This window comes from Shewanella psychrotolerans (assembly GCF_019457595.1).
GTDB lineage: Bacteria > Pseudomonadota > Gammaproteobacteria > Enterobacterales > Shewanellaceae > Shewanella > Shewanella psychrotolerans.
Genome location: NZ_CP080419.1, coordinates 2,353,855 through 2,380,511, shown reverse-complemented (window position 1 = coordinate 2,380,511; position 26,657 = coordinate 2,353,855). Strand labels below are relative to the sequence as shown.

Genomic DNA, 26,657 nt, shown 5'->3' with positions numbered 1-26,657 from the left:
ATCATTGATTTAGTGATGAACAATTTGTCCTTTCCTATTGATAGTATTTGGGCTAAATTACCATGTGTATCGTACGCAAACTAATGTCGGTTTAGTGTTGGCTATCAGGGTAGAGTTAAGTTGATATCTGTATATTTGGTTGATGACCATGAGTTAGTGAGAACTGGGATACGTCGTATTCTCGAAGATGAGCGTGGGATTAAAGTTGTGGGTGAAGCCGGCGATGGAGAATCTGCTGTGCAGTGGAGCCGTAACAACGAAGCCGATGTGATCTTAATGGACATGAATATGCCAGGCATTGGGGGTCTTGAAGCCACACGTAAGATTCTCCGCTATCAATCCCATGCGAAAATTATTGTGTTAACTATACATACCGAAGATCCTTTTCCAACCAAAGTGATGCAAGCGGGTGCATCTGGATACCTGACTAAAGGGGCTACACCGCCTGAAGTGATCCAAGCGATTCGACAAGTTGCCGTCGGTCAACGTTATTTATCTCCCGAAATTGCCCAGCAGATGGCGTTAAGTCAGTTTAATCAATCTGAAGATAATCCATTTAAGTCATTATCAGAGCGAGAGCTACAGATCATGATGATGATCACTAGTGGTGAGAAGGTGAGTGACATCTCTGAGCAGCTTAATTTAAGCCCTAAAACCGTTAATAGCTATCGTTATCGTTTGTTTGCAAAATTAGGCATTAGTGGTGATGTGGAACTGACCCGATTAGCCATTCGCTATAAGATGCTTGATACTGGTCAGTTTTAATTTTTATCCAGTAGATAAGTCGTCATAATGCCAGGTCCTGTATTCGATTCAGCGCAATTTCTTAAAACGGTTTCCTCTTCTGCTGGCGTCTATCGTATGTACGATGCTAGCGGTACCGTTATTTATGTTGGTAAAGCAAAAGATCTTAAGAAGCGTCTTAGTTCCTATTTTCGTAAAAACCTAAACAACGTTAAAACAGAGGCTTTGGTATCAAACATTTGCGATATCGATGTCACTTTGACCCACAGCGAAACCGACGCGCTCATTCTTGAAAATGATTACATTAAGCAGTACATGCCCAAGTACAACGTATTGCTGCGTGATGATAAGTCTTATCCCTATATTTTACTCAGTGACCATCAACATCCTCGGCTAGCGTATCATCGCGGCCCTAAACGAGAAAAAGGCCAATATTTTGGTCCTTATCCTAATGGTGGGGCGGTAAGAGAAAGTTTGCATCTAATGCAAAAGCTATTTCCAATCCGTCAATGTGATGATCTTTACTATAAGTCACGTTCGCGCCCCTGTTTACAGTATCAAATTGGTCGTTGCAGCGCGCCGTGTGTCGGCAAAGTATCCGATGAGGAATACCAAGAGCAGGTCAAGTTTGCCACGCTGTTTTTAAAGGGCAAAGACCAACAAGTGATGGGCAGCTTGGTGGGCAAAATGGAACTTGCGGCTCAAGTGCTTAATTATGAAGATGCGGCGCGTTACCGCGATCAAATTGGTGCGCTAAGGCGGGTTGTTGAGCAGCAAGAGGTCTCTGGTACCAGCGGTGATATGGACGTTATTGGTGTCTATTTTACTTCTGGTATCGCCTGTTTTCATTTGCTGTTTATTCGTAGTGGCAAAATTTTTGGTAGTCGCAGTTATTATCCTGCGGTACCTGATAAGACAGAGCTCGACGAAGTGCTCCGATCGTTTATGTTGCAGTTCTACTTGAATGCCGATAGTCACAGAACCTTACCCGCTGAGATTATCGTCAGCCATGAATTTGATGATATTCACGAGTTAGAGCATGCCATAAAGCAAGCATTAGAAAAGAGTGTCGTCATTAAAACCAAAGTACGCAGTGAGCGAGCGAGTTTTTTACGTATTGCTGATACAAATGCTAAAAATGCGGTTGAAACACGTCTTTCCCACCAAAACACGGTCGAGCAACGCTTCGTCTTGCTAGAGGAAGCGCTTGAGCAAACTAAGACGATTGGCCGCATGGAGTGTTTTGATATTAGCCATACCATGGGTGAAAGTACGGTAGCTTCTTGTGTGGTATTTAATCGTGAAGGACCAGATAAGGCAGAGTATCGCCGTTATAACATTGATGGTATTACGCCGGGCGACGATTACGCCGCAATGAAGCAAGCCATCAGTCGTCGTTTCGATAAGATTGATGCGACAGGCAAAATTCCAGATATCTTATTTATCGATGGTGGTATAGGGCAGCTTAGGATTGCGCAGAAAGTCGTCGATGAAAAATTTGCCGAGCTAGATGTCGCCCCAACCTTAATTGGCGTGGCAAAAGGGGAAGGGCGTAAACCAGGTCTTGAAACCTTGATCTATGGGGAAAATGAAATCACTTTTAATCTACCGGCAGATTCGGGGGCGTTACATTTAATTCAACATATTCGAGATGAGTCACATCGTTTCGCGATAACAGGGCACCGCAATAAACGTCAGAAAACGCGTAACACCTCGAGTTTAGAATCTATCGTGGGAGTGGGTCCTAAACGTCGTAAAGCACTGCTGCAGTATATGGGTGGCTTGCAACAAGTTAAGGCTGCAAGTGTCGCTCAGTTGACAAAAGTACCCGGTATTAGCTTAGAAATGGCACAAACAATACATGATGCATTGCGAGGGTAGCAAAATTAAGGCAAGATTGGCGCTGCTTTTAGATAATTGGTTTCATCATGCCGTTTAATGTTCCAATAGCGCTGACGCTATTCAGGTTGGTTTTACTACCTATTTTTGTTGTTATTTTTTATTTGCCTTACAGTTGGTCGCCGTTTGCTGCTGCCTTCGTGTTTTGGCTTGCGGCGGTGACCGATGCCCTTGACGGTTACGCAGCGAGAAAGCTAAAGCAATCGACTCGATTCGGCGCCTTTCTCGATCCTGTTGCCGATAAAATCATGGTCACTACCGCATTGGTGCTATTGGTCGCTGAGTTCAATAGTATCTGGTTGACGTTACCCGCACTATTTATGATTGGCAGAGAGATAGTCATCTCTGCACTGAGAGAGTGGATGGCTGAAATTGGTAAACGAGGTGCGGTCGCAGTGTCTTGGATTGGTAAGTATAAAACTGCTGCGCAAATGGTTGCGATTGTTGGGTTGATTTGGCGACCTAATGACGTTTTAACTTATACAGCAATTGCGCTGTTTTATGTGGCTGCGATTTTGACGTTTTGGTCTATGGTTAGCTATATTATGGCAGCTTGGGGCGATTTAACCGACGAATCGAACAATTAAAATGCAATGCGATCACTTAGTGTTCAAACGGCTCAATAATCTAAAATAGAGCGTTGACACTGATGGGTAAATCGGTAGAATGCCATTCCGCAGTCAGGAGAAAGCTTCTAAGTAAAACTTGATTGAGATTGAACGTTTTAAATGAGGCGACATTAGCTCAGTTGGTAGAGCGATACCTTGCCAAGGTATAGGTCATCGGTTCGAACCCGATATGTCGCTCCAATCTTTTAGATTGGCATTAAACATTCGATGATGGCGCGATGGCAGAATGGCTATGCTGCGGATTGCAAATCCGTCGATCTCGGTTCGACTCCGGGTCGCGCCTCCACTTTTAGTTTTAACGTTGTTAACGGTAAAACACACATTGCCCGTGTGGTGGAATCGGTAGACACAAGGGATTTAAAATCCCTCGCTGAATAAGCGTGCCAGTTCAAGTCTGGCCACGGGTACCATCTTAAGATGACAAAAAAGCCTCAACAGTTGTTGAGGCTTTTTTGTTTGAATTTTTTGTATCTCTAATTAGAAATACGATGGGTTATGACCATTAAACATGTGTTTGTTGGATATCTTTCCTTACATAATTGTTCAAATCGTATTTATCGTCAGTCAAGGCGTTGAATTATCGCCTCTTAATGATGTTGTTTGGTATTCCACTTAAAATACATCTTTAGTTGTCTAGGCTAGAAGTGGATCTATGCATCATAATAAATCGAGGAGGATTTATGATGCGATGGACGATTTTTAGTTTGTTGCTGTTGATTAGCTTTACGTCATTGGGCGACGAGCGACTTCAAGCTGCCAATAAATTGCTGTTAAATCAGCTCAATTTTATTTTGTTAGCAAGTCCTGATGATGAGCTGCGCCAATTTAAGGTGCAGTTAACTACTAACAACACTATTTCTCCAGCGCATATTCAAGAAATTAGTCAGGCTATTGCCTATTATTGGCAAAAAAATGCAATTACAACTCGCTATGATCCAGTAGCTAACTATCACGATCCCTATTTTCAAGCGCAAGCAGCCGAGCCACTGGTCGGAAACTACTTACAGGTCAATAACCGGATAAGGTATCTGCTATGGCTAGATGATACCCAGCAATGGCCAAGGCTGACACCTGGGGTTTGGCTGCATTTAGGTGATAGACATTCAGATATTGCGTTGATCTCAAGTCGGTTAAATTTATTGGGTGATTATCCAAGCCCTGAGCTAGAAAACTCTGTCTTTTCTGAATCCTTACGCCAAGCCGTGGTGAGGTTTCAACGACGCCATGGCTTAAAGCAAGATGGTATTATCGGCCCTGCAACCATTAAGTGGCTAAATTGGACGCCTTTACAACGAGCCCAGACATTGGCGAGAAACTTTGTCGAGAAACATCGGTATCTTGCTCAAGTTGGACCGCGTTACCTGTTAATCAATATTCCTGAGTATCAAATGGTGTTGGTCGACCATAACCGCATCGCCTTGCGTTCTAAAGTGATTGTCGGCAAACCTTATAGACAAACACCATTAATCAAAGGTCAAGTTAGTAATTTAATTATCAATCCGAGTTGGCGAGTACCTCGTCGATTACTTAAATATGATCTGCTACCCAAAGTGAGGGAGGACGGTAGCTATATAAGTCGTCGTAATTTCGAAGTGTTTGATTATTCGGGTGAACAGGTAGTTAAGACGGATGAAGAGTGGCGAGATATGGCTAAAGGTCAATTTCCCTATCGATTAGTGCAAAAACCGGGGGAGGACAACACTCTGGGTCGGTACAAGTTTTTCTTCCCTAACCAATATAATATCTACTTGCATGACACCACAGACAAACATCTATTCGCTAAAGAGGTTAGGGCATTGTCGTCTGGTTGTATTCGAGTGGAAAAAGTGGAGCTGCTGGCAAACTGGATTGCGTCCAATTTAGTGAGAGATAAGCAAACCTGGGTCGATATGCAGATTGAACGAACTAAAACTCAGTGGTTTGCTTTCGATGAAAAGCTCCCATTACATTTGGTATATTGGACCTCATGGTTAGACAGTCAAAGCATTCCCCAGTTTAGGGATGATATATATAATAGAAATCAGAATATTACCTCAGTATTACACGCTGGTAATTAGCCTCTAGCCCTTGCTGGCAAAGGGATAGCAAAAAACAATTACTTGATCTCAATGCCGATAACGTTTAATTTAGCGTCTGTTTTGTATAAAAAGTAATCGGCGGTATTAATGTCAATAGTGTGTCCTGCGCGTAGGCAGTTGTTGTTAGGCCTAGGTGGTGTAGCGATGTTTTCTATGGTATCTCCAAAAGTACAAGCGAGTCGTTCGACCTCAGGGGTACGCTCTCTTGGCTTTTATAACCGACATACCGGGGAAAGAGGGCAAGGAAGCTATTGGATTGACGGGGATTATCAAGCAAATACCCTTTCAGATTTTAATCATATTTTGCGTGATCATCGCCAGAATGAAGTGGCGCCGATGGATAAGCGACTGTTTGACCTGCTTTTCTCTTTAAAGCAAACATTAAATGTTGACCAAGAGTTTCACGTGATCTCGGGTTATCGCTCGCCTAAAACCAATAATATGCTGGCCCAGAAAAGTAACGGGGTTGCGAAGAAAAGCTACCACATGAAAGGCATGGCAATGGATATTGCCATGCCTGATGTTCACTTAAAAGATCTACGTGACGCTGCGATATCGCTAAAATTAGGTGGCGTTGGTTTTTATCCTAACTCTGGTTTTGTTCATGTGGATACAGGGCCGGTTAGAACATGGTGATATTTTAACGCGATCTTCTATTTGTGCTGTTGATAAGCTTGTGCTAGTATTCGCTCGCTTTAAATGAGGTCGTTGTTGGTCGAAAACGACGACCACCCAATATTTTATTAAAAATTAAGTGAGTAAATTATGTCTTACACAATTACCGCACAGACCCGTACTGAAATAGGGAAAGGTTCGAGCCGCCGCCTACGTCATGCTGGTAAAGTTCCTGCTGTTATTTACGGTGCGGGCAACGAACCTGTTTCTATCGAATTCGAACACAGAGAGATCATCAACATTCAAGCGAATGCAGATTTCTATACTTCTGATATCACTATCGCTTTAGATGGTAAAGAAGTTAAAGTTCGTGTTCAAGCTATTCAACGTCACGCGTTCAAGCCTCTAATTGAGCATGTGGATTTCACTTTCGCTTAATGCGAGACTGAGACAATAAAAAAGCGCCTAATAGGCGCTTTTTTATTGTCTGTTTTTAATCGGAAAAGCGTAATGTTGTTGCATTAAATACTATCTAACTCTGCTTGTTTATCAGGACAAGACGCAATAATGCACGACTCGCCTTGTTCATCAAGCTGTTCTAACGTGACCGAAAATCCCCAAAGCCGATGCAGATGTTTCACCACTTCATTACAACTGTCATCGAGTGGAATTCGATTGATAGGGATATAACGTAATATCAATGAACGATCACCAGATACGGCGACACTTTGTACTTGTATATTGGGTTCTAGGTTTGACAAGTTATATTGTTGAGACAGTTTTTGACGTATATCTTGGTAGCCCTGTTCATCATGAATTGCCGACACGTTGAGATAGTTTTTTTTATCATCGTCAAGGATGCTGAACAATTTAAATTGACGGATGATATTGGGTGACAAGTATTGGCTAATAAAGCTTTCATCTTTAAAGTTTGCCATCGCAAAATGCAGTGTATCGAGCCAGTCACTCCCCGCGATATCTGGAAACCAACGTTTATCCTCCTCTGTAGGTGATTCGCAAATCCGGCGAATATCAACGAACATGTTAAATCCTAATGCATAGGGGTTAATGCCACTATAATAGGGGCTGTTGTAACTTGGTTGTGCAACGACATTAGTGTGATTTTTTAAGAATTCAATCATAAATCGGTCACTGACTAGGCCATCGTCATAGAGGTGGTTGAGTATGGTGTAGTGCCAGAAAGTTGCCCAGCCTTCATTCATTACCTGAGTTTGCTTTTGAGGGTAAAAGTACTGTCCCATTTTTCTGACAATACGAACCACCTCACGTTGCCAAGGTTCAAGTAAAGGCGCATTTTTTTCGATAAAATAGAGAATATTCTCTTGGGGCTCGGTTGGAAAGTTAGCCCTGAGTTCCGCTTTTTCTGCCGCGGGATTGAGAGGAATTGTTCGCCATAGGTCGTTCACCTGACTTTGCAGGTATTCTTCACGCTCTTTTTGACGAACTTTTTCCTCTTTAAGTGAGATTTCACTTGGACGTTTATAGCGGTCAACGCCATAGTTCATCAAAGCATGGCAGGAGTCGATAACGAGCTCTACTTGATCCGCACCATAACGCTCTTCACATTCCCGGATATAGTTTTTGGCAAACACAAGATAGTCAATGATTGAGCTCGCATCGGTCCAGGTTTTAAACAGATAATTACCTTTAAAAAAGCTGTTGTGGCCAAAGCAAGCATGGGCCATGACTAATGCTTGCATCGTAATGGTGTTTTCTTCCATGAGATAGGCAATACAAGGATCTGAGTTAATCACTATTTCATAGGCAAGCCCCATTTGTCCACGCTTGTATCCTTGCTCTGTTTCAATGAACTTTTTACCAAAGGACCAATGGGTATACCCAATAGGCATACCTATCCCGGCATAGGCATCCATCATTTGTTCGGCAGTGATAACTTCTATTTGATTGGCATAAGTATCGAGGCGATAGTGTGCAGCAACCCTTTCAATTTCAGTGAGATAAGACTGTAGCAAATCAAATGTCCAATCCGGACCATCATCCAATCTAGTGCGCTTTTTTGAATTCATAAGTCCCCCTTAAACAGCTTGCTTCTTAAATAACTCTCTAAATACAGGATAGATATCTTCAGCTTGTTTAATATGTTGGACGGCTATATTATCGTGAGTCTTTTGTAGTCCTTCATATTCGCGCCATAGTGTTTGATGAGCACGGTTAGTAATCTCTATGTAGCTAAAGTAGCGCACAACGGGTAATAGTTGTTTCTCTAATAATTGTCTGCAGGTAGGGGAGTCATCGGCCCAGTTATCACCATCAGATGCTTGGGCTGCGTAGATATTCCACTCGCTCTCTGGATAGCGTTCTTGTTGGATCTCATGCATTAATTTCAGGGCACTTGAGACAATAGTTCCGCCTGTTTCTTGAGAGTAGAAGAACTCATGTTCGTCGACTTCTTTTGCTTGGGTATGATGACGAATATAAACCACATCGAGGTTTTTATAGGTTCGGGTAAGAAACAGATACAGCAGTATATAAAAGCGTTTCGCCATATCTTTCGTCGCTTGATCCATTGAGCCCGATACATCCATTAGACAGAACATCACCGCTTGACTAGAGGGAACCTCTCGTTTGGCAAAATTGTTGTAGCGCAAATCGAAGGTATCGATAAAAGGGACTTTCGCTATTCGCGCTTCGAGTTCGTGGATCTGCTCTTTCAAACTGATGATCTTTTCTGCTTCAGAACCAGGTGTTTGTTCCAACAGTTCCAGTTCAGCTTTTAATTCAGCCAACAATGCTTTTTTTGATGACGACATGGCGATGCGTCTCGCAAGCGATGACCGTAGTGAGCGAACAATATTAATATTGGCGGGAACCCCATCGTTAGTAAAACCCGCTCGATAAGTTTGATATTCAACTAATTTGTTGAGTCGATTGTTTTGTAAATTGGGTAACTCGAGATCTTCAAACAGTAGTTCTAAATACTCATCTTTTGAGATTTGAAATACAAAATCATCCTCTCCCTCACCAGAATTAGAGGCGTCGCCTTGGCCGCTACCTTTTCCACCTCCTTGAGGTGGACGATCAAGTTTGTCTCCGCGGGAAAATTGATCGTTTCCCGGATGAACTCGTTCTTTTATTCCACCGCGACCTTGATGAAAAGAGGGCTCGCTGATATCCCGTGTTGGAATACCAATTTTTTCTCCTTTATCTATATCGGTGACACTGCGTCTTGTTACCGCATCGCTAACCGCTTTTTTTATTTGCTGTTTATAGCGATTGATAAATCGTTGTCGATTGACTGTACTTTTCCCCTTGGCATTTAACCTTCTATCGATAAAATTAGCCATGCGCACCTCCTCAAGACTCGTGGGGAGCAAGCTCCCCATGGGGTGATTATCAAGATGATTTACGCACCCTTAGATACCACTCTGATAATAACCTTACTTGTTTTTTGGTATAGCCTTTTTCCATCATACGATTAACGAAGTCATCATGCTTTCGCTGGTCATCAGTAGATGTTTTGGCATTGAAGGAGATCACTGGCAGCAGATCTTCGGTATTAGAAAACATCTTTTTCTCGATAACGGTACGAAGTTTTTCATAGCTGGTCCAAAGTGGATTTGAACCTTCATTGTTTGCTCTGGCTCGAAGAACGAAATTAACGATTTCATTCCTAAAGTCTTTTGGATTACTGATCCCTGCTGGCTTTTCAATTTTTTCGAGTTCAGCATTTAGTGCTTGGCGATCAAACAATTGCCCGGTTTCAGGATCGCGATACTCTTGATCTTGGATCCAAAAATCAGCGTAGGTAACATAACGGTCAAAGATGTTTTGCCCGTACTCTGAGTAAGATTCTAAATAAGCGGTTTGGATCTCTTTACCGATAAATTCGATGTACTTAGGTGTTAAATATCCTTTTAAAAACTCCAAGTAACGTTCGGCTGTTTCACTAGGAAACTGTTCTTGTTCGATTTGGCGCTCTAATACATAAAAGAGGTGGACCGGATTGGCCGCAATTTCACTGTGATCGAAGTTAAATACTTTAGATAGAATTTTGAATGCAAATCGCGTCGATAGTCCCTGCATCCCTTCATCGACACCTGCGTAATCTCGATACTCTTGATAGGATTTAGCCTTAGGATCGGTATCTTTTAAGCTTTCGCCGTCATAGACACGCATTTTTGAGTAAATTGATGAGTTTTCGGGTGTTTTTATGCGAGATAACACGCTAAATTGTGCCAAGATTTCCAATGTATAAGGGGCACATGGTGCTTGAGATAGCTCTGAGTTCAACAGGAGTTTTTTATAGATTTGAATCTCTTCAGATAGGCGTAAGCAGTAGGGGACTTTGACGATGTAAACCCTGTCTAGGAACGCTTCATTGGTTTTGTTGTTTCTAAATGTGGTCCACTCTGATTCATTTGAGTGAGCAAGGATTATTCCGCTGTAGGGAAGGGCCGATAGTCCTTCGGTGCCGTTGTAGTTACCTTCTTGTGTTGCGGTTAACAAAGGATGTAGCACTTTTATAGGTGCTTTGAACATTTCGACAAATTCCATCAATCCCTGATTGGCACGGCAAAGGGCACCAGAATAGGAATAGGCGTCGGCATCATGTTGAGCGAAATGCTCTAGCTGGCGAATATCGACTTTACCTACGAGTGACGAGATATCTTGATTGTTTTCATCACCAGGTTCGGTTTTAGCGATACCGAGTTGATCTAAGATAGATGGATAGACTTTAACAACCTTAAATTGAGAGATGTCACCACCAAATTCATGTAGCCGTTTTACAGCCCAAGGCGACATGATTGTTTTTAAGTAGCGCTCAGGAATGTTGTACTCTTTTTTCAATAAGTCAGCGTCTTCTTCTGGATTGAATAAGCAAAATGGATGGTCATTAACCGGGCTTCTAACGCCGTTAGCACTCAATACATAAATTGGAACATGCTGCATTAAGGATTTTAGCTTTTCGGCGAGCGAAGACTTACCGCCACCGACAGGTCCGAGTAGATAAAGGATCTGTTTCGATTCCTCTAGCCCCTGAGCTGAGTGTTTTAGGTAGGCTACGATTTGTTCAATGGCTTCTTCCATACCATAGAAGTCTTTGAACGCGGGATAACGTGAGATCAGTCGGTTAGAAAATATTCGACTGAGCACAGAGTCTTTAGACGTATCGATGACTTCTGGCTCACCAATAGCGATTAATAGTCTCTCCGCTGCGGATGCATATGTGCTCCGGTCGTCTTTACATAAGGCTAAAAATTCTTGTAATGAATACTCTTCATCTAACTTCTTTTCATAGCGCTGTTGATAATGCTCAAATATGCCCATTTTTCACCCCCTGAAACGCCAACGATACATCGTGAGGAACAACTGATATTCAGCGACCTACTCTTAATAATAGACGCTAAATGTGATGAGGCTATAAAAAATGTAATAAAAACAATAACAAAACATTGCAAATGCAACTGTTGCATATGTTGTATCATCTTAAACTGATGAGAGTAGTCTGTTTTTGGGCATAAAAAAGGGAGCCATTAATGGCTCCCTTTTTGCGCGTGGCGTTGATTAGCCTGCGAAGTTGCTGTTAACGAATTCCCAGTTAACGAGTTCCCAGAAGTGAGCTAAGTAATCTGGACGAACGTTACGGTAATCGATGTAGTATGCGTGTTCCCATACATCTACGGTCATCAATGGTGTAACACCTTCATCTGTTAGTGGTGTCGCGGCATTGCTAGTGTTTACGATAGCAAGGCTACCATCTGCATTTTTAACTAACCAAGTCCAAGCGCTACCAAAATTGTTCACTGCCGCGTCAGTGAATTGTGCTTTAAATGCATCGAAAGAACCGAAAGCGGCATCAATCGCAGCAGCAACGTCACCAGTAGCCGCGCCGCCACCGTTAGGTGATAGGCAGTTCCAGTAGAAAGTGTGGTTCCAAATTTGAGCAGCATTGTTAAAAATACCACCTGTAGAAGTCTTGATGATCTCTTCTAGGCTTTTTTCTGCAAGTTCGGTACCTTCAACTAGACCGTTTAGCTTCACGACATAAGTGTTGTGATGCTTACCATAGTGGTACTCAATAGTTTCTTGGGAAATATGGGGCTCTAGTGCGTTTTTTGCATAAGGAAGTGCTGGTAATTCAAAAGCCATGTTTTTTCTCCATTGACATTCAATTGTCTTATTAGGTTTGCTCACTCGCCACATTCTACCTGATAAAATTGTGATGTGAATCATTGTTTGGACGATTTCTTCGATTAATTCAATCGCTTTATTGCTGAGTATAAAAACCATAAAAAAAGTAGGTTTTTGTTCTGGCCTTTCCTGACGTACAATAGGGCAAATTGTTTAAGTAGCTTAAGTTGCAATATTTAGGAAAGAACATGGAAACGAATGAAACAGTAGAAAAGATCAAGCAGCAAATTGCTGAAAACCCAATCATTGTCTATATGAAAGGCTCTCCTAAGTTACCTAGCTGTGGATTCTCTTCTCAGGTAGCGCAAATTATGATTAATTGTGGTGCTCAGTTTGCGTATGTCGATATTTTACAGCATCCAGATATCCGTAGTGAATTGCCTAAGTATGCAAACTGGCCAACCTTCCCCCAGCTATGGGTTGAAGGTGAGTTAATTGGCGGTTGTGACATTCTGGTTGAAATGTATCAAAAAGGTGAGCTACAAACCTTAATCAACGAAACAGCTGCTAAATATCCTTCAGCAGAAGCTGACGCGTAAATAAGCTTAAATTAACAAAAAGCCCAAACATGTTGTTTGGGCTTTTTTATTACAAATGTCTTGTACTGATTGGTATAAGCTTGGGATTAAAATGCCAAATCAAGTGCACAAAAAAGACCAGCAACAAACGCTACTGGTCTAATGGAAACCGTCAACTTATTTCATAACGGGACAAAACAGCTGAAGCTTTGGTTTAAGCTGCTTGATGCTGCTTTTGTGCGATAGGCTCTTGTGCCTTTAGTTCACTGGGGTCGAAATCATCAACATTAATTGACTTCATACGACCGATTTCAGCGCGTTCAAGTAAGGCTATTTCATCTTCGCTTAAAATCCCTAACGCCTTACCTTCAGCAGCTAGCTTATCTAACCACATAAATTGAAGACGTTTGCCTGATGCTTTACAGATTTTATCGTACAGAGGTTCGCAGGCAAGAATATCTTTAAAGGTTTGCTCTTGAATACCCACAGCGTTAAATTCAGAAGGCGTCCAGAATTGACCTTTACCTAGACGATCACGACTAGCACAAGGGGTTTGCATGATCTTAGCCACCTTATGATCCAACAAATCACTCGGACGTTTCAATGGGCGACCGAATGGGAAGATCACAAAGCGTAATGCTTTACCTAATCCCATAGGGAAATTATCTAACAGATCATCAAGTGAATCTTGTAGTTTGTAGAGCGAGTCTTCAACGGCCCACTGTACTAGTGCTAAATCTTCAGTTTGACGACCTTCATCTTGGTAACGCTTCAAGGTTGCGGAAGCAAGATACAGTTGGCTCAGCAGATCGCCAAGACGTGCTGAAACGCGTTCTTTACGCTTCAGTCCACCACCCAAGGTTGCCATTGCAAGATCTGATAACAGGGCAAGGTTCGCACTGAAACGGTTCATATGTTGATAATAACGCTTGGTCTTATCGCTATATGGACTGTTTGAAAAACGGCTGGATGTTAGGCCTAACCAAAAACTGCGAATAAAGTTGCTCGTGGTAAAGCCAATATGACCAAATAACGCTGAATCAAAATCATTAAGTGCTTTGTTCGCATCTGGATCAAATGCCGATTCCATTTCCGCTAAAACATAAGGATGACAACGGATAGCTCCTTGACCATAGATGATCATTGAGCGAGTTAAGATGTTGGCGCCTTCAACGGTAATCGCAATTGGTGCCGCTTGATAGCCACGGCCAAGATAGTTGCCTTCACCTAAACAGACACCTTTACCGCCATGAATATCCATGGCATCGATAATACATTTTTGCATTCTGTCGGTGAGGTGATATTTAACGATTGCCGAGATAACCGACGGTTTTTCACCAAGATCAATACCGGTTGTGGTTAATGTTGTCACTGCATCCATTAAATAAGCGTTACCACCGATACGTGCCATTGGCTCTTCGATGCCTTCAAGCTTACCAATAGGTAACTTAAATTGGCGACGAATACGGGCGTAGGCACCCGTCGCCACCGCTGCGGTTTTAACGCCTCCGGCAGAGTTAGAAGGCAGGGTGATTCCGCGTCCAACGGACAGACATTCAACCAGCATGCGCCAACCTTGGCCTGCCATCTCTGGACCACCGATAATAAAGCTCAGTGGCACGAATACTTCATTACCGCGCGTCGGGCCGTTTTGGAACATACAGTTAAGCGGGAAATGACGACGGCCGGTCTCAACGCCTGGTACATCGGCGGGGATAAGGGCACAGGTAATACCTAACTCTTCTTTATCACCAAGTAGTTTATCTGGATCTTGTAGTTTAAACGCTAAACCTAATACGGTAGCGACGGGCGCTAAGGTAATATAGCGCTTGTTCCAAGTCAGCTTCATACCAAGTACTTCTTCACCTTCCCATTGACCTTTACAAACCACGCCAAAATCGGGGATTGCGCCAGCATCACTACCCGCTTCAGGGCTGGTTAGTGCAAAACAAGGAACCTCTAAACCTTTAGCTAGGCGAGGTAAGTAGTGATCTTGCTGCTCTTGAGTACCATAATGCTGGAGTAGCTCACCAGGGCCTAATGAGTTAGGTACACCGACAGTTGACGCCAATTCGCTCGATACGCCAGCGAGTTTTTGTAACACGCGAGATTGTGCATAGGCTGAATACTCTAGACCACCATATTTCTTCTTGATGATCATCGCAAAGAAGCCGTTATCTTTTAGATATTGCCAAATCTCAGGTGGAAGGTCTGCTAATTGATGGGAAACTTGGTGCTCATTTAGCATCTTACAGACTTCTTCAACAGGGCCATCGAGGAAGGCTTGTTCTTCAGCGGTTAATCGTGCAACAGGATAGTTGTGTAGTTTTTTCCAGTTTGGTTTACCTGCAAAGAGGTCTGCTTCCCACCATGTTGTCCCTGCTTCAATTGCTTCTTTTTCGGTTGATGACATTTCGGGCATGATGCCTTTGTACATCTTAAGTAGCGGACGAGTGATAAAGTTTTTTCGAAAACTTGCGGCATTAAGTGGTAACGCAATGACAAGAAAAACTAGCCAAGTTAGTGGGGCGATAGCATCCATAGCTGAACCAGCTGCCATGACAATGGCTGCGAGAACGCTCGAGGTGAGTAGAGAAACTCTTAGATAGGCTAGGGCGCCTAGCGTGAAGAGCATCACTAAAATCCAAAGTAAGGTAGTCACTGTTATTCTCCTTCAATTGCGACTGATAACTGCACTAATGCGACAGGTAACGGCGCTAAGTCAGCTCTTTTTTTTGTATGACCTTTATCACAATTATAGATTGTGGTCAGACCTGTGTCGCATAAAATCTACCCGCCTCGTGACTTTTATACAAGCATTTTTCAAACAATTGTTTAAATATTTTTATAAAAGTGAGCATTCCACAAATCGCATCAACTAGTTAGAATGACTTTAATTTCAGATTTGTAAGTAAAAGGTATCGCTTTTATGTGTGAGCTACTGGCCATGAGCGCAAACGTGCCAACCGATATTGTATTTAGTTTTACAGGCCTAGCTGAACGCGGTGGGGTCACAGGACCCCATGTTGATGGCTGGGGGATCACCTTTTATGAAGGTAAGGGAAGTAGAACATTTAAGGATGCTTGTCCTAGCAGCCAGTCCCATGTCGCTAAACTCATTAAATCTTATCCAATTAAGAGTGAAGTCGTGGTGAGTCATATACGGCAAGCAAACCGTGGATGCGTATCTCTTGAGAATACTCATCCGTTCACCAGAGAGTTATGGGGCCGTTATTGGACCTATGCTCATAATGGTCAGCTAAGTGATTATCAAAGTAAGTTTGCTGTTTCTCGCTATCAGCCTGTAGGAGATACCGATAGTGAATTGGCCTTTTGTTGGATCTTAGAGAAAATAGTTATGCAATTTGGTGATACAGAGCCAGATGATCTGCTCAAGGTTTATCGCTATGTAGCAACACTAGCCGATGAGATTCGTGAACTTGGGGTGTTCAATATGATCCTAAGCGATGGCGAGCATTTGATGAGTTACTGCAGCAATAACTTATGTCATATCACTCGCCGCGCGCCTTTTGGCAAGGCTAAGTTAATTGATACCGACGTTGTCATTGATTTTAATAAAGAAACAACCCCCAACGATATCGTCACCGTTATCGCGACGCGGCCCTTAACCGATAATGAGCAGTGGCATATTTTAGCACCGGGAGATTGGAAACTCTTCTGTCGTGGTGAGATTGTGCTCGGGTGTTAAACGGGGTTAGCAATAGCATGCGAGGAATACCCCCTCGCGTCTATTTTTGTTCTGGGCTGAGTCGATCACTTTGTCGTATTAATTGGTAACATTTGTGTTTCACTCTCTGAACTCACCTTGTTGGTCGTCTCAACGTTGATTGGCATGGCATCAAAGTGATAGGTCAGTAGCTTTATGTCTAACTGCTTACTGCCTTTCTCGAAATGGGTTAATCTAATTGGCAGGTAGCCCAAATCCGGTGCCATCCAAAATAAGGTTTGGCGTTTGTTGTTGTCTCTGACCACTTCTATTTTAACGGTATCGTAGCTGCCACTTTCGATGTTAACTCGCTCTCTACCCACGACCTTGAAATCATACTCATCAATTTCGCCACTCTTTAACATCTTGTAATGCATGGTTTTAGCACCAGCTGCAATATCGAGTCGAAATTGCAGCTGAACCATTAGCGGGTCAAATAAATCTTCGGTGTAAGGGAATTTTGCACGTTCGTCTTTATAGTGACTATGAACTAAATTTTGACTGAGTACATAGGCTGACTGTTCCTGATAACTGGGGCCAGTGCCATGGCGTTCATGGCTGTATCGCATGGGGATAAGCTTAGTGCCATTTAAGGTAAAGATGCTCTTTACTGTGCGTCGATCAGATAGCATCAACAGGCTCACATCACTGTCGAATCGGTATTGGTAGAGATCGCCCTCAGGCGCTGGGAGTTGATAGCGTGCCTTGCCCAGCTCAATACTGCCGTAATTGACCTGATACTCGGCTGTTTGCGGCGCAAGAGGTTGTTCGGCTGCTCCGACGTTAACACTAAACACAAGTAGGTAAGATAGGATAAATTTACGTTTCATTGTCGACAAAAATATCTCCTACAAGAGTCAGTTAAAATGATAATTCAAACATGAGAGTTGCGAGATCCGGTCGCCACTCGTAATTGGACAGCTTAATTTTACCACGGTTCACTTCGATATTTTCGTTTCTTAACAATTGCATCTGTTCTATGAACGCGGCACTTGTTTCAGGGAAGGCTATTTTGCCCTGACTATTAATGACCCTATGCCAAGGCAGATTTAGCTCATCAGGTGCCAGTTTCAGGGCGCGAGAGACATACCTAGCTCTCCCTGGGAGGCCTGCTAAATCGGCGATTTTCCCATAGGAGCTCACCGTACCTCGAGGGATTAATGCAACGACCTGCCAAATCCGCTGTATAGGTGAAACCGAACCTTGTATCACTTTATAACCTAAATGGAGTGTTATGAACAAAATATACCGATTAACTTGATGCTAGACCAGTTAACCTAGGATAAAAACAGTAACAAGTAGATATGCCCTAAGATGAATAGGCCGAGCCGGTTATCGTGTAAATCCCTAGTAGTAATGGGAGTGGTAATTTGCAAGATGTGGCATAGACGACAAGGCTAACCACAATTATTAATATAAAAAGTGCGATCAAGTTGCCTTTAGTGTGATTTCGGTCATAATGACGGCAAATTTTTTACATCAAATAAAATAATGTCAGTACTGGAAATTCTTACTATTCCTGATGAGCGTTTAAAGCGTAAGGCTCAAGCCGTTAGCGATATCGATGCGCTACAACCTTTTATCGATGATCTGATAGAGACTATGTATGACACAGATGACGGCATTGGTTTAGCAGCAACTCAAGTTGGTAGTCCTCATGCGATTATAGTCATCGATCTGTCCGAAAATAGAGATGATCCGTTGGTGCTAATCAACCCTGAATTTATTGAGCGCTCTGGTGAGTTTGTTGGTGAAGAGGGTTGCTTATCTATCCCTGGTTACCGCGCTAAAGTGACCCGTTATGAAAGCGTGAAAGTCAAAGCATTGGATCGCCAAGGTAATCCAATTGAAATTGAGAGCGATGATTTTCTTGCTATCGTGTTGCAACATGAGATGGATCATCTTGATGGTAAAGTGTTTATTGAACACTTATCTAAACTCAAGCAGCAAATAGCACTAAAAAAAGTTAGCAAGTATCGTTAATTTTTAAGTTTATCTATTTTTTAAGCTATCGACTAAAAGAACCACCTCTATATTTAAGAGGTGGTTTTTTTTATCATGGGATGGAAGATTACAGTTGCACCTACACCGAGTTATCTATTTCTTCGATTTAGCCTTACTGATATCACTTGGCAGTCAAAAAGTTAAATTGTTTTTGGACAAAAATAAGCTGACCTTCGAATGAAGGTGTTGGCATTTTTGGTTTGTAGCATTTAGCTGTGTTGATTTTTACTTCGCTGATGGTAGCGTTGACCTTCATGGTTTTGAATTGCTTGCAGCAGGCCTCTCGTGCAAACACATTTGTGACACGCTACAAGCACTTCTATGTGAGCTCTACCTCGGCATCCATGCCTCGGAAGGTCACAACTGTGTTCACACCGAGTTTTCTGTCTCTTCGATTGGACCTTACCGGTACCACTTGGGCAATCATAAGTTAACTCATTTTTGGATAAAAGAGTGTTTACCTTCGAATGACGGTGTTGGCATTTTTGTGGTTTAACATTTGGCTGTGTTAGTGTTGGCAGAGTGTCTTTGAAATTTGTATTTTCACTGTAACTAATCGCCTGTCCAGCGAGGAATGTGCAGATACTGCTGCTACACGCCGTGAATCCATCCGTGGAGGCTCGACGATGGCATCCCTGCCATCAACGTCCGCAGCCGCATCTGCACCGAGTTTTCTGCCTCTTCGATTTGACCTTGTGAGAAGCTTTTGGACAGAAATACGTTAGAGCTTAAACACTAGTCCATTATGCTTTGATTAGGAAAAATATGGCAACATAGAGAAACAGTTAAGTGTCTAAGAAACTAGGGGCTTACCAAAGTGTTAAAAGAATAGTGGCTAACAAGTCTTACGCTCTAAATTAAATGACACTAAATAATTGGTGATAAGACTCACATAATATTCAACATTGATTCTATAAACTATGTTCATTCATTAGAAAGGAGTCTTGTCGTGCGATTATGGATTTTAATCGGTTTAGTCTGTTTACCAATCACTTCTTGGGCCTGCAAACCTTTACCTACACAGTTAGAGGCTGTAATAGATAATAGTCGTCCTTTGCTACTCGGTGAAATCCATGGGAGTGCTGAAGCTCCTCAATGGATTGAAAACATCGTCTGCAATCAGCTGAAAAAGGGACCAGTAACTCTAGCCATTGAGTTGCTTGGTTCTCAAACCGATATAAGTGGCGACACCAGAAAACTTGCTAAGAGCATCGCCTCTAGCTACCAATGGAATAAGCTTCACACCGGAAAAACGAGTGAAGCTATGTTTGAGCTTTTAGAGGCACTACTTCCTTTAAAGAAACATGGCCTCACCTTGGTTCTTTTTGATGACCATCAGGAGCCAAGATCGTTGAGAATGGCCAACAAGCTCAAGCCATATCTTGACCATGAATCTAGACTAATAGTATACGGTGGAAATTGGCACACCAAAGTCATACACGACATCAGTTGGTCTGAGGATGCGACGAATATGGGAGCATACTTAAAGGAGTGGGGGGGCAATCCACTGAGTATCAATCTTTTACCTGCTGGCGGCAGTGCCTATAACAACCAGGAGCAAGGCCCGATGATTTATCCCGTCAAGAAGAGGCAACGACCAAAGAACCAGCTCTTGATTTCAGCTTCTAAAACTAGTGGTTATCATTGGCACTTGAATATTGGCATAATCACTCCCTCGTTGCCAAAAGTACGCTAAATTGCCATCATTACAAAAAAATAATCTAGAAAAATAATCTAGCCAGCCATTATAAAACAGTTTTTTTACTGGAGTAATTATGATTAAACATTTATTACCAAGCATCACATTCAATTGTCTAGTAATTTATTTTATTTCTGACCTGCCTACTGCAGCTTTTGTTGGTTTGGCATTTGTTTATTTCGAATTAAAATTTTACAAGATTGATATTGAAAAGACTAAATGGGAACGAAATAATGAAAATTAAAATTAATTTGATTTTATTATTGATGCTCGCTGCATTAGTTTTGTCAAAAAATAATCTAGCCAGCCATTATAAAACAATAACATAATCCCCTTTATGTTTGCGTTCAAGCGACGTAAGGTGGTCAGCCCATTAACAGGTCGATAAAAAGTGGCTAAGTTATAGATAGTTGACAAAATCTAGCTAATTCACTCAAAAATAGCGTTTTTAAGTCGTGATATTCCACCCCATATAGCTTTAGGGGGAATCGGTGTGGTTGATTTACGGCGAGGTGGTAATTAGCTGGCTTGAAAGTGCTGACAGCTCATCGCAAAGTGCCGTCGTCGTTTATTTAAGTGTTCGCAGTAGTTGGTGAGTTCTTGTAGCGTGCCCACTGGGCCATGAAATAATTGACCAAATTCGGTGGTAAGCTTGAGCCAATTATCTTGGGGGATGTTCAACTTAGTCAGTAACTTGGCACTATTTTCACTGATAACACCGCGTTTATCGTCGCGAATGATACGCCCTGTATCATCCACCAGTTCGAGATAATCCGTTAACGAAAAAGCTAAGCCGTTGGCTTGGTTATCGCGTTCATTACCGATGAAAGGCTGTAAGTGCTTGGGCTGCTCACCTTTTAAAGCTGCCTTAATACGCAGTTGGATACTGGTGTGGTCTGATTGCTCTGGAGTGTCTGCCATCTTGGCTCTGATAGGATTCAAATCAACGTAGGCCATACAGGCTAAAACCGCTGCTTCATCTAACAACGGTTGTGATTTAAAGCGTCCTTCCCAGAACCGGCCAGAGCAATTATCTTCTTGATTTGCTAGCCGTGCTATAGGCTCGTTTAGGCAGCGCATAAACCAAGATATATCACACAATCTGCTTCGATACGTCGCAATAGCGTGCTTTAGTCTAGCCACCTCGTAGGCTTCTACCAATTCACCTTGGACAAATTTACGGGTTATTGCATCGCCTTTAAACAGTTTATGCCACTGCTCAAGCACTTGTCGGTCAGTCCAACGATTTGCGCTATCGATATCAATTCGTAACACTAGGTGCAGGTGATTCGACATCACCGCAAACGCTGTAACGTCAATGGCAAAAGCCGTTTCTAGTTCAAATAATAGTGACTCAACCCAGTTTCTACGGTGGTCGTAATTCTTGCCAGAATAAGCGTCATCACCGCATAAAAAGGCACGGCGAACGACTCTGCTACAGCAATGATAATAGGGAGTGTCTTCAAGACTAACTTGAGTTCTGCGAGGGCGCGGCATAAAAACCTCCTTGTTTAATGCTCCTTTCAAGCTTAGTAGAAGGTCGTTTTCAATGCCATTAACTATGGGTGGCCATAGTCATTGTTTTGCCAATTTGAGTTATTCAGTTGTAACCATTTAGTAAGCTGAACATATTCAACTGAATCCTTGTTGATTTTTCCGTTGCATGTAACCCAAGCATCAGGATGATAAACGGTAAAATCTATATCTTTTGAGCGGTCAAACCACAAAAGCAATGCGCCAACTATGACCACTCCTCCAATAAGAATATATGCAATTACTTTCAGAAACTTGACCATGCTAATCCATGCAGTTAACGCCCCAAGCAGGGGATTTTATGAGTGTTTTTCAGCGAGTAAAATTCCCGCTGACTTGGCTTGTTAACTGCTTTTGCAAATACCATGAATTTCCTTTGTATCAACTGACTTTTGTACTTGAGACCAGTTTTGACCGTCATAATAATTAACGACTACGCCATGCTTATATACATGAATCGTAATATCGTCTGATTTATAAAAATAACCAGGAGATGCAGTTGCTACATAGTTTTGCCAATTTGAGTTATTCAGTTGTAACCATTTAGTAAGCTGAACATATTCAACTGAATCCTTGTTGATTTTTCCGTTGCATGTAACCCAAGCATCAGGATGATAAACGGTAAAATCTATATCTTTTGAGCGGTCAAACCACAAAAGCAATGCGCCAACTATGACCACTCCTCCAATAAGAATATATGCAATTACTTTCAGAAACTTGACCATGCTAATCCATGCAGTTAACATTTGTATAGTGCGCATGCGCACGTATTTGGCAAAACACGCATGCACATTTAATAAACCTATTATTTAATTTTTGCTGAAGAAAAGCTATTGATTTATAGGCACTCTACCAGAGTATTACTGGGTAAACGCGCACAGAAATGAACAAAGTGAGCATTGGTATTGATGTTGAATCGAATGTAATTCGTGATTATTACTTGTCGATTCGTAAAAGTTGGCCAACAGACTCTTCACTGTTCTTTCCTGCTTATTGTCTGTAACTAATAAAGGGGCATAATTAAGTTAGCTTCTGAACTAGCAACGCACACCAAATGTAGCCAAATCTGAGAAAGTTAGATACCAAGTGTGAACGCGGCTGCGGCCTTTGCCAGCATGGATGCTGGCGTAGAGCCCACAGGGACTGTGCTTGGGGCGAGTCGCAGAAGTGTTCGCACATTCGCTCACCGCAGGTGATAAGTAGCCATGAAGGTTCGACCTTCAAACACTCTCAGTAAATGAAAACACAGCCAAACGCTACTAAGCCAAAAAATGCCATACCTTCATTCCAAGGCCGCTAAACTTTGGGGCAAAACCTTCTTAGCTTTTAATTCTCAAGTCACACCAAACACTATCAAATCGAAGAGATAAAATGACCCAGTGTAAGCGCGGTTTTGGCCTTCGAAATCATGGATGATTTCGCAGAGCCCACATGGAAGTGCTCGTGGCGAGCCAAAAGAGTGCTTGCACATTCCTCGCCGGATAGGCGATTAGTAACAGTGAAAGTGTGACCTTCAAATACACTTAACAAATAAGATGCGGCCAAACGCGACTCAAGCAAACATAAAAATGCCTTCCCTTCATTCTAAGGGAGAAGGGATGTGAGAGAGTAAAAACGAAAAAGGCTTACCGAGGTAAGCCTTTGTTGAGGATAACGTAAGCTAATCCTTTTTAGTTTTGGTGTTGCTATCTGAATCGAGCTCGGATTGCCGCTCTTTAGATTCAGGATCGCTGTTGTCATCTTTTTTAGCCTTAGGTTGCTGTAAATCATCTTTACCAAACTGAGGCATCTTAAACTTAGCGCTGTATTTAAGCACGGCGATATTACTCGCTATCACGCCGATAACTAAGATGATGATGAGCCAAGCTTCTAAATTAGACATCGTTATCCTTTAGTGGCTGTTAACCTAGGGCTAAACGCTTTTCACATTTGCGAATATCTTCGGGAACGTCGACTTCTGGTGAGTCGCAAGCACTAATGGCAACTTTAATTTTATAGCCATGTTCAAGTGCACGTAGTTGTTCAAGTTTTTCTAAATCTTCTAAGCGGCCAAGTGGTAGCTTTGCGAAGGTCGAGATAAACGAACGGGTATAGGCATAAACACCGAGATGTTTATATACAGGGTAATCGTTGGTATCGCGGCCAAATGGAATACGTGCACGTGAAAAATAGAGAGCATTAAAGTCGTTATCAAATACCATCTTTACATGTTGGGGATCGTTACGATCATGTTCATCGGTAATTTCATAACCTAAGGTGGCCATGGAAAACTCACCTGGATGACGCTCAAAAAGCGCAATAATTTGTTCAATCGATATAGGATCGATTAGAGGTTGATCACCTTGCAGGTTAATGACTAGGTCATCATCTTTTAGGCCTAACAGGGTGATAGCCTCTTCAATACGATCTGTACCCGATGCCGCATTTTCGTCTGTCATGACAACATTGCCGCCAAACGCTTCAACTGCATCTTTAATGCGATCGTCATCAGTCGCTACGTAGATAGCCGTTAATCCTTTGGCTAGGGACGCTCGTTCATATACGTGCTGGATCATCGGCTTACCACTAATCAGCGCTAACGGCTTACCAGGAAAACGGCTAGAGCCATAGCGTGCAGGGATCAAAAGGGTTACATTCATAGATTTACCTATATTTATAGCTGTGTAGCATGTTTGCCAAGAGAAAAGGGGGTTATATTGAACCCTTATCATCACTTGGCCTGTTTAGATGTGACGGAATAGCTCAGTCAGCATTTCGTCGGTCACTTTCTCTTCCCATTCGCTGTCGCAAACATTGTCCCATAGTGAGCCTATGCTCTTAGTGACGGCGACCATCTTAGCGATAGTTTCATCAGACAGATCTTTATATATTCTTCGGTAGAACAATATTGTGATTATCCATCATCTGACGGAATTCTGCTATGCCTTCAGGATAGAACTCTTCGAGTACATTGAATGCTAAGCAGTTACCTATACCGTGATGATAGCTCAGTACCTAGCCCAGACCATAAGATATCGCATGACATGCATCAATCTGCTGGCTATAGATGATACTCATCGCCTCATATATGAAGCGAACATTAATTTGTCATCGTTCTTAGGACGATCACCGAGTAACACTTCACGGCAATGATCCATCAACTTCTCTGCAAAGCTTCCATCTCGCGCGTTTTCCAACGGTCATTACCTATGTGATCACAGTCATAACGGAAAGTGAACCCGTTCTCCACTACGTCTGCAACGTCCGGTTTCTCTTCAGGACCAAATAATTCAAAACCAAACATGGAACATTTTGTTAGCAGTTGCTAAGCGCATTGCACGAAAAAATTATGTGAATTATAAATGGGATAGGGGATAAACTGCGATGTTTATTAAGGATTATTTATCCAAAATGATCGTTTTTTTCGTGTTTGCTTAAACGCTGTGCATAAAGCGCATGATTTTCGGCATCATGCGCCCAGATAAAATAGCTAAATGCCAGTTTTTTTCGAGTTCACGAGTGCTTTATCTACCGTCACATCGAGATCGGAAAGTAAGCCGTTTTCTACACTGTAAATCCAGCCATGGATAGCTACATCATGACCTTTTTCCCACGCATCTTGAACGATATTGGTGCTAGCGACATTACCAACTTGCTCTATGACGTTAAGTTCGCAGAGTCGATCGAAGCGTGTCTTTTCGTCTAATTGATTTAATTCATCTTCGTGAAGGCGATGAATATCTCGAATATGCCCAAGCCAGTTATCGATAAGCCCTAAACGCTCCTTGCTCATGGAGGCTTTTATACCACCGCAGCCATAATGTCCTACCACCATGATGTGCTTCACTTTTAATACATCAACGGCGTATTGAAGTACCGATAGGCAATTGAGGTCTGTATGGATAACCATATTGGCGATGTTGCGGTGAACAAAGACTTCACCTGGCATTAAGTCGATAATTTGGTTCGATGGAACACGGCTATCGGAGCAGCCAATCCATAAATATTCTGGGTTTTGCTGTTGTGCTAGCTGTTGGAAGAAGTTGGGATTTTCTTCAAGAATGCGTCCAGCCCAGCGACGATTATTGTCAAACAAAGGTTTAAGTAGTTTCATTATATAAAATCATGTCTATTGAAAAGATTTTTCTGCTCGCATTCTAACACTGAATATCCAAGGCTCTGGTCTATTCAGTCGATAAACAAATAATTACTCTAATTTAAGTGTTTAGCATAGAAGTCGAGTAGCTGCCGATTGATAAAATCACTTTGCTCTAAGGTTGAAATATGGCCTGCCTTGGGAATGTGAATATACTCACTGCCATCAATGGCATCGTGCATCAAATAACCTTCCAGTGCGGGTCTGGGTTTATCTTCTGTGCCGGTCATGATGAGGCAGGGTAAGGTAAGTTGCTCAACATCTTCCATTATATCGCGGCGGCCAAAAATAATTTTTCCTAGACGCGCAATGGTGTCGATTTGTTCGGCGCTGATATTGGCTAGTTCTTGTTTGAAAGCGTTAATTAGCTGAGGATTATCTTGGTTAACCCCATTTGCAAAAAATAGCGGCGCGATTTGATCGATCAATGATGTAGGTATGGATTGTGCCTCGGTCATGATATCGAGCATCTCGTAATATTTAGCGCGGCTGACTTCCGGTTCGAAACCGATAAAGCAGCCCATCATTACCAGAGTCTTAACTCGACGAGGCGCAAGCAAGGTTAGTTCTGCGCCCCACATTCCCCCGACCGATAATCCTAAAATTGAAAACTGGTCGATATTAAGATGGTCAATCAGGGCTAAATAGTGCTCGGCCAAATGTTTAAGCGAGCGACAGCGAGCGGGCATTGAGCTAGATAGGCCATGTCCCCAAAGCTCTGGCACAATACAACGATAGTGCTGGCTTAATACGGCAATTTGCGGCGCCCACATGGCACTATTCCATAAGTAACTGTGGCCGAGCAATAGCACTGGGCCTTGGCCGACATCGAGGTAACTCATGGTGTGATCATCAATAATAAAACGATTACGGTGCTGGTCTAAATTCATGTTGAAACTCTG

Annotated in this window: 24 protein-coding genes, 3 tRNA genes and 2 pseudogenes; 13 read left to right on the top strand and 16 right to left on the bottom strand. The window is 42.4% G+C overall.

Going from position 1 to position 26,657, the window contains the following annotated elements; all coding sequences use genetic code 11:
- The first annotated feature begins 120 nt into the window (after positions 1-120).
- From uvrY to rplY, 9 genes are all read left to right on the top strand, one after another.
- Positions 121-765: a UvrY/SirA/GacA family response regulator transcription factor gene (uvrY, locus tag K0I62_RS10490; protein WP_220068107.1), complete on the top strand. Its 645-nt coding sequence runs from the start codon at positions 121-123 to the stop codon at positions 763-765.
- Positions 766-792: 27 nt separating this feature from the next.
- Positions 793-2,625, top strand: coding sequence for an excinuclease ABC subunit UvrC (gene uvrC, locus K0I62_RS10485; RefSeq protein WP_220068106.1), 1,833 nt, complete (start codon positions 793-795; stop codon positions 2,623-2,625).
- Positions 2,626-2,672: 47 nt separating this feature from the next.
- Entirely contained in the window at positions 2,673-3,230 is a 558-nt protein-coding gene (gene pgsA / locus K0I62_RS10480) for a CDP-diacylglycerol--glycerol-3-phosphate 3-phosphatidyltransferase (protein ID WP_220068105.1), read from the top strand.
- Positions 3,231-3,376: 146 nt separating this feature from the next.
- Positions 3,377-3,452: transfer RNA gene (locus K0I62_RS10475), tRNA-Gly, on the top strand.
- Positions 3,453-3,484: 32 nt separating this feature from the next.
- Positions 3,485-3,558 (top strand) — tRNA-Cys (locus K0I62_RS10470).
- Between the two features lie 38 nt (positions 3,559-3,596).
- A tRNA-Leu gene (locus tag K0I62_RS10465) sits at positions 3,597-3,682 on the top strand.
- 270 nt (positions 3,683-3,952) lie between these two features.
- Positions 3,953-5,329, top strand: a complete 1,377-nt coding sequence (locus tag K0I62_RS10460) for a L,D-transpeptidase family protein (RefSeq protein ID WP_220068104.1) — start codon at positions 3,953-3,955, stop codon at positions 5,327-5,329.
- A gap of 108 nt (positions 5,330-5,437) precedes the next feature.
- Positions 5,438-5,986: a peptidoglycan L,D-endopeptidase MepK gene (mepK, locus tag K0I62_RS10455; RefSeq protein WP_220068103.1), complete on the top strand. Its 549-nt coding sequence runs from the start codon at positions 5,438-5,440 to the stop codon at positions 5,984-5,986.
- Positions 5,987-6,115: 129 nt separating this feature from the next.
- Entirely contained in the window at positions 6,116-6,403 is a 288-nt protein-coding gene (rplY, locus tag K0I62_RS10450; RefSeq protein ID WP_220068102.1) for a 50S ribosomal protein L25, read from the top strand.
- 83 nt (positions 6,404-6,486) lie between these two features.
- Here the strand turns inward: rplY and K0I62_RS10445 are convergent, their stop codons facing one another.
- The 4 genes from K0I62_RS10445 to sodB all read right to left on the bottom strand — a co-directional run bounded on the left by K0I62_RS10445 (position 6,487) and on the right by sodB (position 12,097).
- Positions 6,487-8,013, bottom strand: a complete 1,527-nt coding sequence (locus K0I62_RS10445) for a SpoVR family protein (protein ID WP_220068101.1) — start codon at positions 8,011-8,013, stop codon at positions 6,487-6,489.
- A 9-nt stretch (positions 8,014-8,022) separates the two neighbouring features.
- Entirely contained in the window at positions 8,023-9,291 is a 1,269-nt protein-coding gene (locus K0I62_RS10440) for a YeaH/YhbH family protein (protein ID WP_220068100.1), read from the bottom strand.
- A gap of 49 nt (positions 9,292-9,340) precedes the next feature.
- On the bottom strand, positions 9,341-11,275 hold the full coding sequence (locus K0I62_RS10435; RefSeq protein WP_220068099.1) for a PrkA family serine protein kinase: 1,935 nt from the start codon (positions 11,273-11,275) through the stop codon (positions 9,341-9,343).
- 237 nt (positions 11,276-11,512) lie between these two features.
- Complete coding sequence (gene sodB / locus K0I62_RS10430) at positions 11,513-12,097, bottom strand: superoxide dismutase [Fe] (RefSeq protein ID WP_220068098.1); 585 nt, start codon at positions 12,095-12,097, stop codon at positions 11,513-11,515.
- A 230-nt stretch (positions 12,098-12,327) separates the two neighbouring features.
- Here sodB and K0I62_RS10425 point away from each other — a divergent pair, with 230 nt between their 5' ends.
- Positions 12,328-12,678 (top strand): Grx4 family monothiol glutaredoxin, encoded by a 351-nt coding sequence (locus K0I62_RS10425; protein ID WP_220068097.1) that lies wholly within the window; start codon positions 12,328-12,330, stop codon positions 12,676-12,678.
- A 193-nt stretch (positions 12,679-12,871) separates the two neighbouring features.
- Here the strand turns inward: K0I62_RS10425 and fadE are convergent, their stop codons facing one another.
- Positions 12,872-15,319: an acyl-CoA dehydrogenase FadE gene (gene fadE, locus K0I62_RS10420; protein ID WP_220068096.1), complete on the bottom strand. Its 2,448-nt coding sequence runs from the start codon at positions 15,317-15,319 to the stop codon at positions 12,872-12,874.
- Between the two features lie 267 nt (positions 15,320-15,586).
- On the opposite strand from fadE, the gene K0I62_RS10415 reads away from it, so the two are divergent.
- Positions 15,587-16,366: a class II glutamine amidotransferase gene (locus tag K0I62_RS10415; protein WP_220068095.1), complete on the top strand. Its 780-nt coding sequence runs from the start codon at positions 15,587-15,589 to the stop codon at positions 16,364-16,366.
- A 65-nt stretch (positions 16,367-16,431) separates the two neighbouring features.
- On the opposite strand, the gene K0I62_RS10410 is transcribed toward K0I62_RS10415, so the two are convergent.
- Positions 16,432-17,223, bottom strand: a complete 792-nt coding sequence (locus tag K0I62_RS10410) for a DUF3108 domain-containing protein (RefSeq protein ID WP_434086809.1) — start codon at positions 17,221-17,223, stop codon at positions 16,432-16,434.
- Between the two features lie 22 nt (positions 17,224-17,245).
- Positions 17,246-17,629 carry an MGMT family protein gene (locus K0I62_RS10405; RefSeq protein WP_434086846.1) on the bottom strand — a complete coding sequence of 128 codons (384 nt, stop codon included), beginning with the start codon at positions 17,627-17,629 and terminating at the stop codon, positions 17,246-17,248.
- A 246-nt stretch (positions 17,630-17,875) separates the two neighbouring features.
- Here K0I62_RS10405 and def point away from each other — a divergent pair, with 246 nt between their 5' ends.
- Both def and K0I62_RS10395 read left to right on the top strand, forming a co-directional pair.
- A complete protein-coding gene (gene def, locus K0I62_RS10400) occupies positions 17,876-18,367 on the top strand; it encodes a peptide deformylase (RefSeq protein ID WP_220068093.1) in 492 nt (163 codons plus the stop codon).
- Positions 18,368-19,337: 970 nt separating this feature from the next.
- Positions 19,338-20,084, top strand: a complete 747-nt coding sequence (locus K0I62_RS10395; protein WP_220068092.1) for a TraB/GumN family protein — start codon at positions 19,338-19,340, stop codon at positions 20,082-20,084.
- A gap of 522 nt (positions 20,085-20,606) precedes the next feature.
- Here the strand turns inward: K0I62_RS10395 and K0I62_RS10390 are convergent.
- The 9 genes and pseudogenes from K0I62_RS10390 to K0I62_RS10355 all read right to left on the bottom strand — a co-directional run bounded on the left by K0I62_RS10390 (position 20,607) and on the right by K0I62_RS10355 (position 26,645).
- Positions 20,607-21,584 (bottom strand): transposase, encoded by a 978-nt coding sequence (locus K0I62_RS10390; RefSeq protein WP_220068091.1) that lies wholly within the window; start codon positions 21,582-21,584, stop codon positions 20,607-20,609.
- 62 nt (positions 21,585-21,646) lie between these two features.
- The gene (locus K0I62_RS10385; protein ID WP_220068090.1) at positions 21,647-21,883 is read right to left on the bottom strand and encodes a hypothetical protein; all 237 of its coding nucleotides are present in this window, start codon (positions 21,881-21,883) and stop codon (positions 21,647-21,649) included.
- Between the two features lie 81 nt (positions 21,884-21,964).
- On the bottom strand, positions 21,965-22,345 hold the full coding sequence (locus K0I62_RS10380) for a hypothetical protein (protein WP_220068089.1): 381 nt from the start codon (positions 22,343-22,345) through the stop codon (positions 21,965-21,967).
- A gap of 935 nt (positions 22,346-23,280) precedes the next feature.
- The gene (locus K0I62_RS10375; protein WP_220068088.1) at positions 23,281-23,502 is read right to left on the bottom strand and encodes a DUF2897 family protein; all 222 of its coding nucleotides are present in this window, start codon (positions 23,500-23,502) and stop codon (positions 23,281-23,283) included.
- A 19-nt stretch (positions 23,503-23,521) separates the two neighbouring features.
- Entirely contained in the window at positions 23,522-24,259 is a 738-nt protein-coding gene (gene kdsB, locus K0I62_RS10370) for a 3-deoxy-manno-octulosonate cytidylyltransferase (RefSeq protein WP_220068087.1), read from the bottom strand.
- Positions 24,260-24,343: 84 nt separating this feature from the next.
- Positions 24,344-24,775: pseudogene (locus K0I62_RS19340) on the bottom strand (dehydroquinate synthase/iron-containing alcohol dehydrogenase family protein); the annotation flags it as partial.
- A pseudogene (locus K0I62_RS19255) lies at positions 24,769-24,903 on the bottom strand (L-glutamine--2-deoxy-scyllo-inosose aminotransferase KanB); the annotation flags it as partial. The pseudogenes K0I62_RS19255 and K0I62_RS19340, both read right to left, overlap by 7 nt.
- 186 nt (positions 24,904-25,089) lie before the next feature.
- Positions 25,090-25,713, bottom strand: coding sequence for a carbonate dehydratase (gene can, locus K0I62_RS10360; protein WP_220068086.1), 624 nt, complete (start codon positions 25,711-25,713; stop codon positions 25,090-25,092).
- 98 nt (positions 25,714-25,811) lie between these two features.
- Complete coding sequence (locus K0I62_RS10355; RefSeq protein ID WP_220068085.1) at positions 25,812-26,645, bottom strand: alpha/beta fold hydrolase; 834 nt, start codon at positions 26,643-26,645, stop codon at positions 25,812-25,814.
- Positions 26,646-26,657: the final 12 nt, after the last annotated feature.

Coding starts and splice junctions, on each gene's coding strand:
- K0I62_RS10415 (WP_220068095.1), top strand. CDS start 15,587: ATGTGTGAGCTACTGGCCATGAGCGCAAACGTGCCAACCGATATTGTA.
- uvrC (WP_220068106.1), top strand. CDS start 793: ATGCCAGGTCCTGTATTCGATTCAGCGCAATTTCTTAAAACGGTTTCC.
- K0I62_RS10390 (WP_220068091.1), bottom strand. CDS start 21,584: ATGCCGCGCCCTCGCAGAACTCAAGTTAGTCTTGAAGACACTCCCTAT.
- K0I62_RS10460 (WP_220068104.1), top strand. CDS start 3,953: ATGATGCGATGGACGATTTTTAGTTTGTTGCTGTTGATTAGCTTTACG.
- K0I62_RS10445 (WP_220068101.1), bottom strand. CDS start 8,013: ATGAATTCAAAAAAGCGCACTAGATTGGATGATGGTCCGGATTGGACA.
- kdsB (WP_220068087.1), bottom strand. CDS start 24,259: ATGAATGTAACCCTTTTGATCCCTGCACGCTATGGCTCTAGCCGTTTT.
- K0I62_RS10440 (WP_220068100.1), bottom strand. CDS start 9,291: ATGGCTAATTTTATCGATAGAAGGTTAAATGCCAAGGGGAAAAGTACA.
- K0I62_RS10385 (WP_220068090.1), bottom strand. CDS start 21,883: ATGGTCAAGTTTCTGAAAGTAATTGCATATATTCTTATTGGAGGAGTG.
- mepK (WP_220068103.1), top strand. CDS start 5,438: ATGTCAATAGTGTGTCCTGCGCGTAGGCAGTTGTTGTTAGGCCTAGGT.
- K0I62_RS10355 (WP_220068085.1), bottom strand. CDS start 26,645: ATGAATTTAGACCAGCACCGTAATCGTTTTATTATTGATGATCACACC.
- K0I62_RS10375 (WP_220068088.1), bottom strand. CDS start 23,502: ATGTCTAATTTAGAAGCTTGGCTCATCATCATCTTAGTTATCGGCGTG.
- def (WP_220068093.1), top strand. CDS start 17,876: ATGTCAGTACTGGAAATTCTTACTATTCCTGATGAGCGTTTAAAGCGT.
- can (WP_220068086.1), bottom strand. CDS start 25,713: ATGAAACTACTTAAACCTTTGTTTGACAATAATCGTCGCTGGGCTGGA.
- K0I62_RS10425 (WP_220068097.1), top strand. CDS start 12,328: ATGGAAACGAATGAAACAGTAGAAAAGATCAAGCAGCAAATTGCTGAA.
- rplY (WP_220068102.1), top strand. CDS start 6,116: ATGTCTTACACAATTACCGCACAGACCCGTACTGAAATAGGGAAAGGT.
- K0I62_RS10380 (WP_220068089.1), bottom strand. CDS start 22,345: ATGGTCAAGTTTCTGAAAGTAATTGCATATATTCTTATTGGAGGAGTG.
- pgsA (WP_220068105.1), top strand. CDS start 2,673: ATGCCGTTTAATGTTCCAATAGCGCTGACGCTATTCAGGTTGGTTTTA.
- K0I62_RS10435 (WP_220068099.1), bottom strand. CDS start 11,275: ATGGGCATATTTGAGCATTATCAACAGCGCTATGAAAAGAAGTTAGAT.
- sodB (WP_220068098.1), bottom strand. CDS start 12,097: ATGGCTTTTGAATTACCAGCACTTCCTTATGCAAAAAACGCACTAGAG.